Source organism: Meiothermus luteus (assembly GCF_003574085.1).
Classification (GTDB): domain Bacteria; phylum Deinococcota; class Deinococci; order Deinococcales; family Thermaceae; genus Meiothermus; species Meiothermus luteus.
In genome coordinates, this window is record NZ_QWKZ01000088.1 from 1 (window position 1) to 11,487 (window position 11,487).

The 11,487-nt window shown below is 65.0% G+C and carries 12 protein-coding genes; 7 read left to right on the top strand and 5 right to left on the bottom strand.

Features of this window, described 5'->3' with window-relative positions:
• The coding region (locus Mlute_RS11745; RefSeq protein ID WP_119360823.1) for a DUF4115 domain-containing protein at window positions 1-242 on the top strand (242 nt) is incomplete at its 5' end.
• 3 nt (window positions 243-245) lie between these two features.
• On the opposite strand, the gene Mlute_RS11750 is transcribed toward Mlute_RS11745, so the two are convergent.
• Complete coding sequence (locus Mlute_RS11750) at window positions 246-707, bottom strand: hypothetical protein (protein WP_119360824.1); 462 nt, start codon at window positions 705-707, stop codon at window positions 246-248.
• Window positions 708-808: 101 nt separating this feature from the next.
• Between Mlute_RS11750 and Mlute_RS11755 the strand changes: the two genes are divergently transcribed.
• The 6 genes from Mlute_RS11755 (at window position 809) to Mlute_RS11780 (ending at window position 6,642) form a co-directional block, all read left to right on the top strand.
• Complete coding sequence (locus Mlute_RS11755; RefSeq protein WP_119360825.1) at window positions 809-3,136, top strand: bifunctional acetate--CoA ligase family protein/GNAT family N-acetyltransferase; 2,328 nt, start codon at window positions 809-811, stop codon at window positions 3,134-3,136.
• Window positions 3,137-3,213: 77 nt separating this feature from the next.
• Window positions 3,214-4,185 (top strand): 1,2-phenylacetyl-CoA epoxidase subunit PaaA, encoded by a 972-nt coding sequence (gene paaA / locus Mlute_RS11760; RefSeq protein ID WP_119360826.1) that lies wholly within the window; start codon window positions 3,214-3,216, stop codon window positions 4,183-4,185.
• Between the two features lie 9 nt (window positions 4,186-4,194).
• Entirely contained in the window at window positions 4,195-4,776 is a 582-nt protein-coding gene (locus Mlute_RS11765) for a phenylacetic acid degradation protein (protein WP_119360827.1), read from the top strand.
• Window positions 4,742-5,500 (top strand): 1,2-phenylacetyl-CoA epoxidase subunit PaaC, encoded by a 759-nt coding sequence (gene paaC / locus Mlute_RS11770; protein ID WP_119360828.1) that lies wholly within the window; start codon window positions 4,742-4,744, stop codon window positions 5,498-5,500. Before Mlute_RS11765 ends, paaC begins: the two co-directional genes overlap by 35 nt.
• Window position 5,501: 1 nt before the next feature.
• Window positions 5,502-5,996, top strand: a complete 495-nt coding sequence (gene paaD, locus Mlute_RS11775; protein WP_119360829.1) for a 1,2-phenylacetyl-CoA epoxidase subunit PaaD — start codon at window positions 5,502-5,504, stop codon at window positions 5,994-5,996.
• 61 nt (window positions 5,997-6,057) lie between these two features.
• Window positions 6,058-6,642, top strand: a complete 585-nt coding sequence (locus tag Mlute_RS11780) for a hypothetical protein (protein ID WP_119360830.1) — start codon at window positions 6,058-6,060, stop codon at window positions 6,640-6,642.
• A 42-nt stretch (window positions 6,643-6,684) separates the two neighbouring features.
• Here Mlute_RS11780 and Mlute_RS15675 read toward each other — a convergent pair whose 3' ends face one another.
• The 4 genes from Mlute_RS15675 to Mlute_RS11795 all read right to left on the bottom strand — a co-directional run.
• Window positions 6,685-6,825, bottom strand: a complete 141-nt coding sequence (locus tag Mlute_RS15675) for a hypothetical protein (RefSeq protein WP_182482557.1) — start codon at window positions 6,823-6,825, stop codon at window positions 6,685-6,687.
• Window positions 6,826-8,084: 1,259 nt separating this feature from the next.
• Complete coding sequence (locus Mlute_RS11785) at window positions 8,085-8,957, bottom strand: 3-hydroxyacyl-CoA dehydrogenase family protein (protein WP_119360831.1); 873 nt, start codon at window positions 8,955-8,957, stop codon at window positions 8,085-8,087.
• 77 nt (window positions 8,958-9,034) lie between these two features.
• The gene (locus Mlute_RS11790) at window positions 9,035-10,696 is read right to left on the bottom strand and encodes a bifunctional metallophosphatase/5'-nucleotidase (protein ID WP_119360832.1); all 1,662 of its coding nucleotides are present in this window, start codon (window positions 10,694-10,696) and stop codon (window positions 9,035-9,037) included.
• Between the two features lie 68 nt (window positions 10,697-10,764).
• Window positions 10,765-11,487 (bottom strand): M20 metallopeptidase family protein (locus tag Mlute_RS11795; protein WP_147371079.1); only part of this gene is annotated, 723 nt, incomplete at its 5' end.

The following is an 11,487-nucleotide window of genomic DNA, read 5'->3' on the forward strand; positions in this document are numbered from 1 at the left end:
CCACCACCCCCGCCAGCGGCCTGGTGCTTCGCTTTGAGGGAACCAGCTGGCTGCGCGTCACCGACGGACGTACCGGCCGCACGCTCTTTGAAGGAACGGTAGGTCCGGGCACCCAGCAAAGCTACCCTTTGCCGGTGAACGTGCGGGTGGGCAACGCCGGGGCGGTGCGGGCCATCCTGAACGGGCGGGACCTGGGCATAATGGGCAGCCCTGGGCAGGTCGTGAACCGGCGTTTTGAGTAAACCTCAGCGCAACCGGCGGCTCTCCCACTGGGCGTGCAGGTTCAGGTAGTAAAGCCAGCCCCGGGTGGAAAGCGGACCCAGGGCGTTGTGGGGGACGTAGGTGGGCTCTATGGTCCCCTTGAGCCGCTCTGCCAGCTCGATGGTCTGGATGCGGGTCTTGCGAAACTCGTAGAGTAGGTGAGCCTTATCCAGGCCCGCAGGGGGTTTATACTCGTGGTGCTCGTCCATAACCAGGGGCTTACCCAAGGCCACTTGCAAGCGGCGCTGGCCCCAACGCTCTATTCCGATGATGTGGCGCACGATCTCCTCTGCTTGAGAAGAACGAGCCTTTTGAATACGCTGCTCAACCGGTTCCACGCTCCGCACCAGCGCCTCCTTGTGCTGATCTAGGCTGAGCTCCCAAGCTGGTTTTTCGATCAGGAAGGGCTTCGCCAGGCGCAAAACCAGATCCGCTACCGGCATCATCCACCCCCTCAAAAACACACCTTGCCCTGTAGCTTAACAAACTTCCCCTCCGGAATGCGTTCTTTTGCGGGGAAGGCCAGGTTATCCTGAAGGGTAAGGTTATGCCTGAGCGCTACACCCCTCCCCCAACCCCGCAGTACGCCCTCGAGTCCGGCCCCATCCTGCTCAAAGACGGCCGCACCGCCACCCTGCGCCCCGCCCAGCCCGAAGACCGCCCCCTCTTCGTGGAATTCCTCCAGCGGCTCTCCCCCCAGGCCCGCACCTTCCGCTTCTTCTCGGAAATAGACCCGGAGACCGCCGCCGACCTCCTCCTGCGCAAGCCCCCCGATGAGGATAAGGTCACCCTGGTGGTCCTTACCGGGGACCCCGAGCGCATCATCGCCACCGGTGAGTACGTGCAAGAGGGGCCCGGCTCCACCTCGGCGGAGGTAGCCTTCCTGGTGGACGACTGGTACCAGGGCCGCGGCCTGGGCTCCTTGCTCCTGGAGCGACTGGCCCTTATCGGGGTGCGAAGGGGCATCCGGCGTTTCCACGCCTACACCCTGGCTGAAAACAAGCAGATGCTGGACGTCTTCAAGGCCAGCGGCTTTAAAATAGAGGCCCACAACGAAGCGGGAGAGGTAGAGGTCAGCTTTGAGATTGAGCCCAACCCCGAGATGCTGGCCCGCTTCGAGCTGCGCGAGCGGGTGGCCACGGTGGCTTCACTCCTACCGGTGCTGCGTCCGCGGGGCGTGGCGGTGGTGGGAGCCTCTCGCGACCCCGAGAGCGTGGGCTACAGGGTGCTGGAAAACCTGGTGCTAAACCGCTTCCAAGGGCCGGTCTACCCGGTCAACCCTGCCGTCACACCCGCTGCAGGCGAGGTTCCGGTGGTGGGCTCCATGCTGGCCTACACCTCCATCAAGGCAGTGCCCGGACCGGTTGACCTGGCGGTGCTCACCACCCCCCGGGAGAAAGTCCTGGAGGCCGCCGAGGCCTGCGGCCAGCGGGGCGTGCGGGCCTTGATGGTGGTCACCACCGACATGGAGCCAACCCAGACCAAAACCCTGGTGCAGACCTGCCGGCGGTACGGCATGCGCCTATTGGGGCCGGGTTCGCTGGCCCTCATGACCACCAGCCCGGAGGTGCAGCTTTGCGCTGGGCTGGCCCCTAGGCTCCCGCTCAGAGGGAAAATCGCCATGTCGAGCCAAAGTGGGGCGGTGGGCCTGGCCGTGCTGGAGTACGCCCGCGAAATGGGTCTAGGGTTCTCCAACTTCGTCTCGCTGGGGGCCAAGGTAGACATCTCCTCCAACGACCTAATCCAGTACTGGGAGGAAGACCCTGAAACCGGGCTGATTCTGCTCTACGTGGAGTCGTTTGGGAACCCCCGGCGGTTCGCCCGGCTGGCCCGGAGGGTGGGGCGCAAAAAGCCCATCTTGGCGGTGCGGCCAGGACGGGACGCAGTGGTGGAGGCCCTCTTCAAGCAGACCGGGGTGGTACGGGCGGAGAACCTCGAAGAGATGTTTGACATCGCCGCCTTGCTAGCCCACCAGCCCCTACCCGAGGGGCCACGGGTAGCCCTGCTAAGCAACGCCTCGGGGCCAGCCTACCTGGCCAAGGACGCCCTCGAGACCGAGGGCATGGAGGCCGAGGTACTGGACCTGGGCTCCCGGGCCTCGGCCGAGGCCTACAAGGAGAGCGTCAAAAGCCTCCTCGAGCAGGGCTGCGACGCCCTCATCACCCTCTTTGTGCCGCTGGGCTACGCCACCGTGGGGGAGGTCCAGCAAGCCCTGGGCGAGGCCTTCCAGGAGGCCCGTCGGCAAGGGGTAGGCATCCCCTTGCTCACCTGCTTCATGAGCCCAGGGAAACCCCGGGTCCAGCTCGAGGGGGAGCAAATCCCTACCTACCGCTTCCCCGAGTCGGCCGGGCGGGCCCTGGCCGCAGCCTACGCCTACGCCCAGTGGCGCCGAACGCCCCCAGGGGAGATTCCCGACCACAACGTGCGAGAAGACGAGGCTCGGGCCTTGGTGGCCCAGGCCCAAGGTCGCCTGTCCCCCGAGACGACCCAGGCTTTGCTGGACTGCTTCGGCCTCCGGCTGTCCCCGCCCCCCAAAGGGGGCGTCCTCCTAGCCCTCCGGGTCCAGCACGATCCCCTTTTCGGCCCGGTACTCTCCTTGGCCCTCACCGGCCTGCCCCTAGGCGAGCAGCCCCTCGGCCTGCGCATCACCCCCCTCACCGACCGCGAAGCCGCAGAGATGCTGGCCCCTTTGACAAGGACCGCCCATCTAGAAAGCCTGCAAGACCTGCTGCTGCGGGTCTCCCGGCTCCTAGAAGAGCTGCCCGAGGTGGAAGGGCTCGAGCTGCACCTGGCCGCAGGGCCCAAAGGCACCGCCATCACCGAGGCCCAGGTTCGTCTCAAAGGCCCTTCCCAAAGCAGTCCAAAACCCTCGTGAGCCGCCCCACTTTGAATTTTGGGGGGCCTTCTGCTAAATTAAACTAACGAGCGTTAGTTTGGTTCACAGGAGGAGCCATGCCCGGCAGATACGGAGTTCCCACCGACCCCGATTACCAAGAGCGCTTGGCCGAGTTTGAGGCCCGCATCCGGCGCGGCGAGAAAATTGAGCCCGGCGACTGGATGCCCGAGGAGTACCGCCGCCAGCTTATCCGGATGATCTCCCAGCACGCCCACTCCGAGGTGGTGGGGATGCTCCCCGAAGGCGCCTGGATTACCCGCGCCCCCACCCTCAAGCGCAAGATGATTCTGGTGGCCAAGGTGCAGGACGAAGCCGGGCACGGCCAGTACCTCTACCATGCCGCCGAGACCCTGGGCATAAGCCGCGAAGCCATGCTGGAGGCCCTGCTGTCGGGCAAGGCCAAGTATTCTTCCATCTTCAACTACCCCACCCTGACCTGGGCCGATATCGGCACCATCGGCTGGCTGGTGGATGGGGCGGCCATCAAAAACCAGACCATGCTGGCCCAGTGCTCCTATGGCCCCTACAGCCGGGCCATGGTGCGCATCTGCGCTGAAGAGACCTTCCACCACAAGCAGGGCAAGGAGATGGTGCTGCTCTACGCCCAGGGCACCCCCAAGCAGCGGGCCATGGCCCAAGACGCCATCAACCGCTGGTGGTGGCCGGCCCTGATGATGCTGGGCCCCCACGACAAGGACAGCCCCAACACCGAGGTCCTGGTGCGCTGGGGTATTAAGACCAAAACCAACGACCAGGTACGCCAGGAGTTTATCAACGAGCACGCCCCGGAAATCCTGGCCGCAGGTTTGAGCATCCCTGACCCTGAACTGCGCTACGACGAAAAGAGCGGAAACTGGCTGCACGGCCCCATCAACTGGGATGAATTCTGGCAGGTAGTAAGTGGCAACGGCCCTATGAACAAAGAGCGGCTGGAGGCCCGGCGCCGTGCCCACGCCGAAGGAGCGTGGGTGCGGGAGGCGCTGGAAGCCTACGCGGCAAAGCAAAAGAAAGCCGCGGTGGCGGTATAGGAGGGTTGAATGGACACCCAATGGCCCCGCTGGGAGGTCTTCAAACAAGACGCCCCGGGAAAGCCCCACCAGGCGGTGGGCTCGGTGCACGCCGCTGACCCTGAACACGCCCTACTGACCGCAAGGAATGTCTTTGCACGGCGGCCCCAGGCGGTGAGCATGTGGGTGGTGCGGGCAGAGGAGGTGTTCTCCTGGACCAAGGAGGAGATAGCCCAAGACCCAGCCCTGCGGGGCGAAAGCAGGCCAGCACTGGGTTCTCGGCCCACCACCTACCTGGTCTTCCGCAAAACCAGCCACAAGCGTTCCATGACCTTCGTGGACCACGTGGGAGAGGTAGAAGCCTACTCCCCCCAAGGGGCCCTACGGGAGGCCCTGGCACGCTTTAGTGACGCAGAGGGGTTGGTCTGGTGGGTGGTGCCTGCCGAAAAGGTATACAAAAGCGACCCCAGCCAGGAAACCGTGGAGAGCTGGTTTGACCCGGCAAAGGAAAAAACCTACAAACAGCAGCAGTACTACGCCACGGTGAGCGCGAGCAGGCCCAAGCGGAGGAAAGAGGATGAAGCCTTCGGTGAAGGATGCGCTCATTGCTAAGCTAACCGCCTTAGGCGACGACGAGCTGATTTTAGCCCACCGCAACAGCGAGTGGGTGGGGCACGGGCCCATCCTGGAAGAGGACATTGCCCTGGCCAACATCGTGCAGGATGAGCTGGGCCACGCTACCCTCTGGTATGGCCTGCGAAAGGAGCTCGACGGGAGCGACCCCGACCAACTGGCCTTCTTCCGCGACGCCAACGAGTACCGCTGCTGCGAGCTGGTAGAGCTGCCCAAGGGGGACTGGGCCTTCACCATGCTCAGGCAGTATCTCTTCGACCTGTATGAGGCGCTCTGGCTCGAGGCCGCCCAGCACAGCGCGTACAAGCCCCTGGCCGAGGCCGCCCAAAAAATAATCCGCGAAGAACGCTTCCACCTCCAGCACACCCGGGCCTGGGTGGAGCGGCTGGGCCTGGGCACCGAGGAGTCCAACCGGCGCCTGCAGCAGGCCCTGAACTTCCAGTGGGGCTACGCCCAGCAGCTTTTCGTGCCCATCCCGGGAGAAGAACTCCTGGTGGCCGAGGGGATCGTGCCCGAGCTAGGGCCCATTAGGGAGCGGTGGCTCGAGCTTGTCACCCGCCACCTACAAAACGCCGACCTCAAACTACCCATCAACCCCGGCTACCAGCCCACCTCACGCGCCTACCACACCGAGCACCTGTGGAGCATCCTGGCCGAGATGCAGTCCACCGCCCGCTGGGAGCCCGAGGCCAAGGTCTGGTGATATGACCGCCCTACCTACCACCGAGCAAGTCTGGGAAGCCCTAGCCCGGATTCCCGACCCCGAGATTCCGGTGGTGAACGTGGTGGAAATGGGCATCGTGCGGGAGGTTCAGGTAGACGGCTCCCGGGCCACCATTACCATGACCCCCACCTTTTCGGGCTGCCCGGCCCTGCACCTGATCCGGGAGCAACTAGAACAGACCGCCCGCTCGCTGGGCTTTGCCGAGGTGGAGGTGAAAACCGCGCTCTTTCCGCCCTGGAGCACCGACTGGATTACCCCCGAGGCCAAGGAGCGGCTGCGCCGGTACGGGATTGCGCCTCCCAAGCCCACCCGCGAGGGGGGTGCTTTGATTGCGCTCGAGGCCCCTCCCACCCCCTGCCCGCGCTGTGGTTCGCTGGACACCACCCTGACCAGCCCCTTTGGCCCCACCCTATGCAAGTCCATCCACGTGTGCAACCGCTGCAAAGAGCCATTTGAGGGCTTCAAAGCAGTTTAGGTCAAACCTCACAGGCCAGGGCAGGGCCGGGGGGTATACTGAAGCCCAAAGGAGGAGCCCTATGAAAAAGAGCAAACTTCTCGGTGGCGTTTTGGTCTTGGTCTTGGCCGCCTGCGGCATGATCAGCAGCCCTCCCATTGAAAACCCCTTCGGGCTCGCAGGCCAGCAAACCCAGGTATCCCTCGGCCCCAGCAGCCAGGCCACCGGCAACCTCAGCGTCAACGCGACTTTCAACGACGCCACCCTCAACCTCCCCGTAACCCCCACCGGCTTCAACTACAACCTGGCCGTCCAGAACGTCTCGTTTAGCGGCTGCCCCAGCACCCCGCCCCAAACGGTAAGCGTCTCCATGAGCGTAACCGCCACCGTCTCGGACAACCCGTCCTCCGGGCCACGGTCGGCCACCGCCTCGGCCAGCAACGTCCAGTTCACCCTCACCCAGTCCGGCAGCGGCTACACCGTAAGCAACATCACCGGGGGCACCCTGAGCTTCTCCAACCTTCAAACCCTGCTCGACATCCTGCAAAACGGCGGGCAAAACACCGCGAACCTCTCGGGCACGGTTAGCACCACCAGCAACCCCGACCTGGCCGGCTGCACCATGACCATCACCTGGGGCGGCGGGCAGGGCGTGCTCAAGTTCTAGGGAGCTATCCAACCGGAGCCCACCCCGCAAGGGGTGGGTTTTTTAGCGCTGGGGCAGCTCGAAGTAACGCCGCACCACCTCGCGCACCTCGGGGGGCAAAGGCTCGGACTCGAGGTACTTCTCGGCCTGGCGCTGCACGTTTTCCGGGGGCGGCCCGGCCTGCCAGGGGCTGGGCAGGGGCATGGGCCTCCCCTGCCGGCCCTCACCCCGGCCAAATGGGGCCTCGCCCGCTGGGCGCTGCGCGCTGCCCGGAGGGGCCTGGAGCGGTCGGGCCGGCCGTCCTTGGACCCCGGCACCACCTTCCTCCCTGGTCCCTGGCTGGCCTTGGCCTTGGGCACTCTGCCCCTGGTTATCTCGAGAAGCCTGAGTCTGGCCGGATTGCGATCCGGACTGGGCCTGCCCAGGCTGTGCAGATCCGGGTTGGGGTAGTCGCGCCGGTTCGGGCTGTTGGGAGGGCTGAGCGGACGGGTTGAGCTCTCTTCCCTGAGAACCCGGCGCGGATTGCCCCTGCGGGGTTTGTTCGGAGGGCGAACGGCCCGTTTGGGAGGGCTGCGCTTGTCCAGGTTGCGAGGGCTGCGCTTGTCCAGGTTGGGATGTGGGTGGGTTTTGACCAGGCTGACCGGTCTGCGGCTGCCCGGTCTGATCGGGTTGGGGCTGGCCCGTTGGTGTGTTTTGCGCTGGAATGGAGCCCTGGTCGTTTTGGCTGGATACAGGCTGTTCACGGCCTTGAGGGCTTTCACCAGTTGAACCGGAGCGGGCTGCGCCCTGGGTCTCTTCCTGACCCGCTGCCTCGTCTGCGCGATCCTCCGCTTTCTGGCTGCGCAGGTCTACAGGCCTTTCCGAAGGATTGACTGCTTCCGGGTCTTGCTGGCTTTGCGGCGAGTCTTCCGGGGACAGGGTTTGACCGGGTTGCGGGCTGGGGCTGGGTTGTGCCGAGTTGGTTGGGCTATCGTTCTGCGGTGAGGCGGGGGTGGCCGGGCTGGAGGGGGTCGGGGCCACCACCGGCGACAGCGCAAAGGGCAGATGCAGCGGGGGCAAGACCCACACCATGCCTACCAGGGCCAGATAAAGGGCCGCAGCAGCCCAGGGGAAGGCAGGGAGTCGGGCTCCTTGCAAGCTGGCCTCGGCCTCGGTTTGCAGTTGACTCCGCCAGGGGTGGTGGGCGGGCGCCTCTAGCGCGCTGCGGTAGGCCAGCCCATAGCGGCGGTCAAGTTCGGCCAGGGCTCGAGACTCTTCCCAGCGCCAGGGATACAGCAACCCCAGAAGCGAAGCCAACAACCAAGCGGGGTGCGCCCAAAGGGCCAGCGGGAACAGCAAAAGGGCCAAACCTATCGCTATCCCAAGACGAACCCGCCAGGCTCTGCGCGCAGCCCAGATGCGGTGCATAACCTAAGCCTATGACAAACCCAAGGGGGCAGCCAGGGCTCAGGCCACCATACCGCCTAACCGATCTTGTTGCCCTTCTCGTCGTAGCGGTAAAACCCCCGCCCGCTCTTGCGGCCTAAAAGCCCGGCCTCCACCATCTTGCGCAGAAGTGGGGAGGGCCGGTATTTGTCATCCCCCAACCCCCGGTGCAGCACCTCCATAATCGCCAAGCAGGTGTCCAGGCCGATGAAGTCGGCCAGGGTTAGGGGGCCCATGGGGTGGTTCATCCCCAGCCGCATTACCTGGTCAATGGCCTCCGGGGTGGCCACCCCCTCCATCACACACTGAATCGCCTCGTTGATCATGGGCAAAAGCACCCGGTTGGAAACAAAACCGGGGTAGTCGTTGACCTCCACCGGGGTCTTGCCCATGCGGCGGGCCACCTCCAGCACCGCCCGGGTGGTCTCGTCGCTGGTCAGGTAGCCACGAATGACCTCAACCAGCTCCATCAGGGGCACCGGGTTCATGAAGTGCATCCCGATGAACCGCTCGGGCCGACGGGTGGCCGCCGCCAAACGGGTGATGGGGATGGAAGAGGTATTGGAGGCCAGGATGGCCCCGGGCTTTGCCAGGCTGTCTAGCTCCCGGAAGAGCTCCAACTTGGTGGGCTCGTGCTCCACGATGGCCTCCACCACCAGGTCGCAGTCCCTGAGGTCAACCAGGCGCAGGGTGGTCTGGATGCGGCCCAGCGTCGCCTCGTGGGCCCCAGGGTCAATCCGGCCCTTCTCCAGAAGCTTGCCCAAGGAGCGCCGGATGCTCCCCAGGGCCCGCTCGAGATAGCCCTCCTCGAGGTCGCGCAGCACCACCTGGTAACCCGCCTGGGCCGCTACCTGGGCGATTCCCGAACCCATCTGGCCGGCGCCAACCACACCAATTTTGCTGATTTCCATGGCCGTATTTTATCAACCCCCGGCGAGGCCCACCCGGCTGGGGCAGGACCTTTTCCGGGGGCGCTGGATCAACCCGGCTACACCACCGCTTGAGCGGGAGAGGCCACGTAGAAAGGCCCGTCCCAGCGCTGGCTGCGGGGTTCGTTGAGGATGGTGATGCGGCCTCCTGCTACGCCTTCCACCGTGCCCAGGCTGCGCAGGTACTCCATGAAGCTCTCCGCATCGCTAAAGCCCGTATCGCTGCGGAAGCCTTTGGCGTCGCGCAGGCTGGTGAAGCCGTCCCCTCCTGCGGCGATGAAGCTGTTCACCACCGTGCGGTAGGTGGCGTTGGGGTCAATAGGCTGGAAGCCGCCTTGGGCGGCCACCTCCACCCGGGTCACGCGCTGCCCCACGGGGCGGGAAAGGTCAAAGGTGTAGCGCAGCCCGGCCACCCCAGAGAGGAAGCGGCCCGAAGACTGCTCCCACTGAGAAACCCCGTTCTCCAAAGCGGCGATGATTTCGCTGCCCTTGAGGTCAAGGACCACCAGGGTATTGCCAAAGGGCAGCACCTCGTAGACCTTGCCTACCGTGATGGGTCCGGCCGGGATAGTGGCCCGCACCCCCCCGCCGTTCTGCAAGGCGACAACGGTACCGGCGCTACGGGTCTTCCAGAGCATGGCGTCGGCAATCAAGGAGGCCAGGTTGGTCTCCCGGCGCCGCACGTTGGCCCGCTCACCGTCCAGGGCAACGCGGGTCTGGGCCACCACCTGGGCGTTCAACGCAGCGATGGGGATCGCATAGACCCGGACCGCCTCGTTGGTGAAGACGTCCTCCCGCAAGGGCGGGGTGACCAGGATGGGCTGGCCTTGGTAGCCTGTGAGCAGGCCCTTTTCGTCAAAGGTCAGGCGCAGAACCCCCACCACCTTTCCCCACTCCCAGGCCTGCACGACCAGGACGTCTTTGCCCTCGGGGTTCTTGACCACCGTGGGGTAGGGGCCAGCAGGCTGCAACTCACGGTGAGGAAATTGGCCCAGAAGGGTGTGAGAGTGGCCACCGACAATCACCTGGCAGCCCACGATACGGCGGGCCAGCTCGAGGTCGGCCAGATAGCCCAGGTGGGAGAGGATGATGATCTTGTTCACGCCTCGAGCCAGAAGCTCGTTGATGGCGTTCTGCGCAGCGGGCACTGGATCGGTAAAGCGCACCGTAGGGCCGGGGTTGGCAATGATGGAGGTGTCCGGCGTGGTGAGGCCAATCACCCCCACCCGCTCTCCGCCTACATAGAGCACTGCGTAAGGCCGTACCTTAGCGAGCCTGGGCTCGCGGGAAACGTCGGTGTTGGCCGAAACCACCGGAAAACGAGCCCCGTTTATAAAGTTGGCCAGAGGCTCAGGGCCTAGGTCAAACTCGTGGTTGCCCAGAGCCATCACCCGGATACCCTCGCGGTGCATGAAGTACCGGTCGGCCAGGCCTTGGTACTGGTTGAAGTAAAGGGTGCCCTGGAAAACGTCCCCTGCATGCAGGAACAGAGGGTTGGGCTCGGTGGCCCGCAGACGGTCAAACAGGGCTACCCGTCGGGCCACCCCACCCATGGGGGTAGCCTGACCGCTCAAGCTCACGTTCACCGGCTCAATACGGGCATGGGTGTCGTTGACATGAACGATGGTCATGGAAAAGCTACCCCCCGACTGGGCCTTCCCCAAACCCGCCAGGGCCGCTCCTCCTACCAAACCGGCTTTGAGTACCTCTCTTCGGCGCATCCTACCTCCTCCGACTTCGCTCACATTCTATTGCCCGAGGTCAAGGGCGCATCAAGCGGTAGCAAGACTCAGTGCAAAAAGTCCAACACCGTACGGACAAGCAACTCCACCCCTAGGGGCAAGGCCCGCTCGTCATCAATCCAGAAGCCCGGGTGGTGATGGGGCCGATTCTGCTCGGGGCTAGGGCTGCCCGCCCCAAGCCAGAAGTAGACCCCAGGGCGGCGGTTCAAGAACTCCGCCATGTCGTCCCCGCCCATCACCGGGGGTACCTCCAGCACCCCCTCCTCTCCCACCACCTCCTTGGCCACCTGCTGGAACCGCTCCACCAGCACGGGATCGTTGACCACTGCGGGGGAGCCCGGCTTCCACTCTACCCAAGCGCTGCCCCCCATGGCGGCGGCGATGCCCTGGGCCAGCTCGGCGATGCGGCGCATGAGCCGCTCCCGAAGCTCGGGCTCAAAGGTGCGCAAGGTGCCCTTGAGCACAGCGGTTTCGGGAATGATGTTGTGGGCGCCTTCACCCGCCTGTACGGTGGCGATGGTGACTACCGCGGTCTTTACGGGGTCGGTTTCCCGGCTCACCAGGCTCTGCAGGGCCACCACGATATGGGCCGCCATTAGCACGGTGTCCACCCCCTCATGGGGCATGGCCGCGTGGGCCCCCCGGCCCTGGAGGTGAAGGGTGAAAGCGTCGGCCGCAGCCATAGAGGGGCCAGGCCGCACGCCCACCTGGCCTGCCGGCATCAGGCTGTAAAGGTGCAGCCCCACCACCCGGTCCACCCCCTCCAGCAC

Coding starts and splice junctions, on each gene's coding strand:
- Mlute_RS15675 (WP_182482557.1), bottom strand. CDS start 6,825: ATGCCCCTGCCCAGCCCCTGGCAGGCCGGGCCGCCCCCGGAAAACGTG.
- paaC (WP_119360828.1), top strand. CDS start 4,742: ATGAAGCCTTCGGTGAAGGATGCGCTCATTGCTAAGCTAACCGCCTTA.
- Mlute_RS11790 (WP_119360832.1), bottom strand. CDS start 10,696: ATGCGCCGAAGAGAGGTACTCAAAGCCGGTTTGGTAGGAGGAGCGGCC.
- Mlute_RS11765 (WP_119360827.1), top strand. CDS start 4,195: ATGGACACCCAATGGCCCCGCTGGGAGGTCTTCAAACAAGACGCCCCG.
- Mlute_RS11750 (WP_119360824.1), bottom strand. CDS start 707: ATGATGCCGGTAGCGGATCTGGTTTTGCGCCTGGCGAAGCCCTTCCTG.
- Mlute_RS11780 (WP_119360830.1), top strand. CDS start 6,058: ATGAAAAAGAGCAAACTTCTCGGTGGCGTTTTGGTCTTGGTCTTGGCC.
- Mlute_RS11785 (WP_119360831.1), bottom strand. CDS start 8,957: ATGGAAATCAGCAAAATTGGTGTGGTTGGCGCCGGCCAGATGGGTTCG.
- paaD (WP_119360829.1), top strand. CDS start 5,502: ATGACCGCCCTACCTACCACCGAGCAAGTCTGGGAAGCCCTAGCCCGG.
- paaA (WP_119360826.1), top strand. CDS start 3,214: ATGCCCGGCAGATACGGAGTTCCCACCGACCCCGATTACCAAGAGCGC.
- Mlute_RS11755 (WP_119360825.1), top strand. CDS start 809: ATGCCTGAGCGCTACACCCCTCCCCCAACCCCGCAGTACGCCCTCGAG.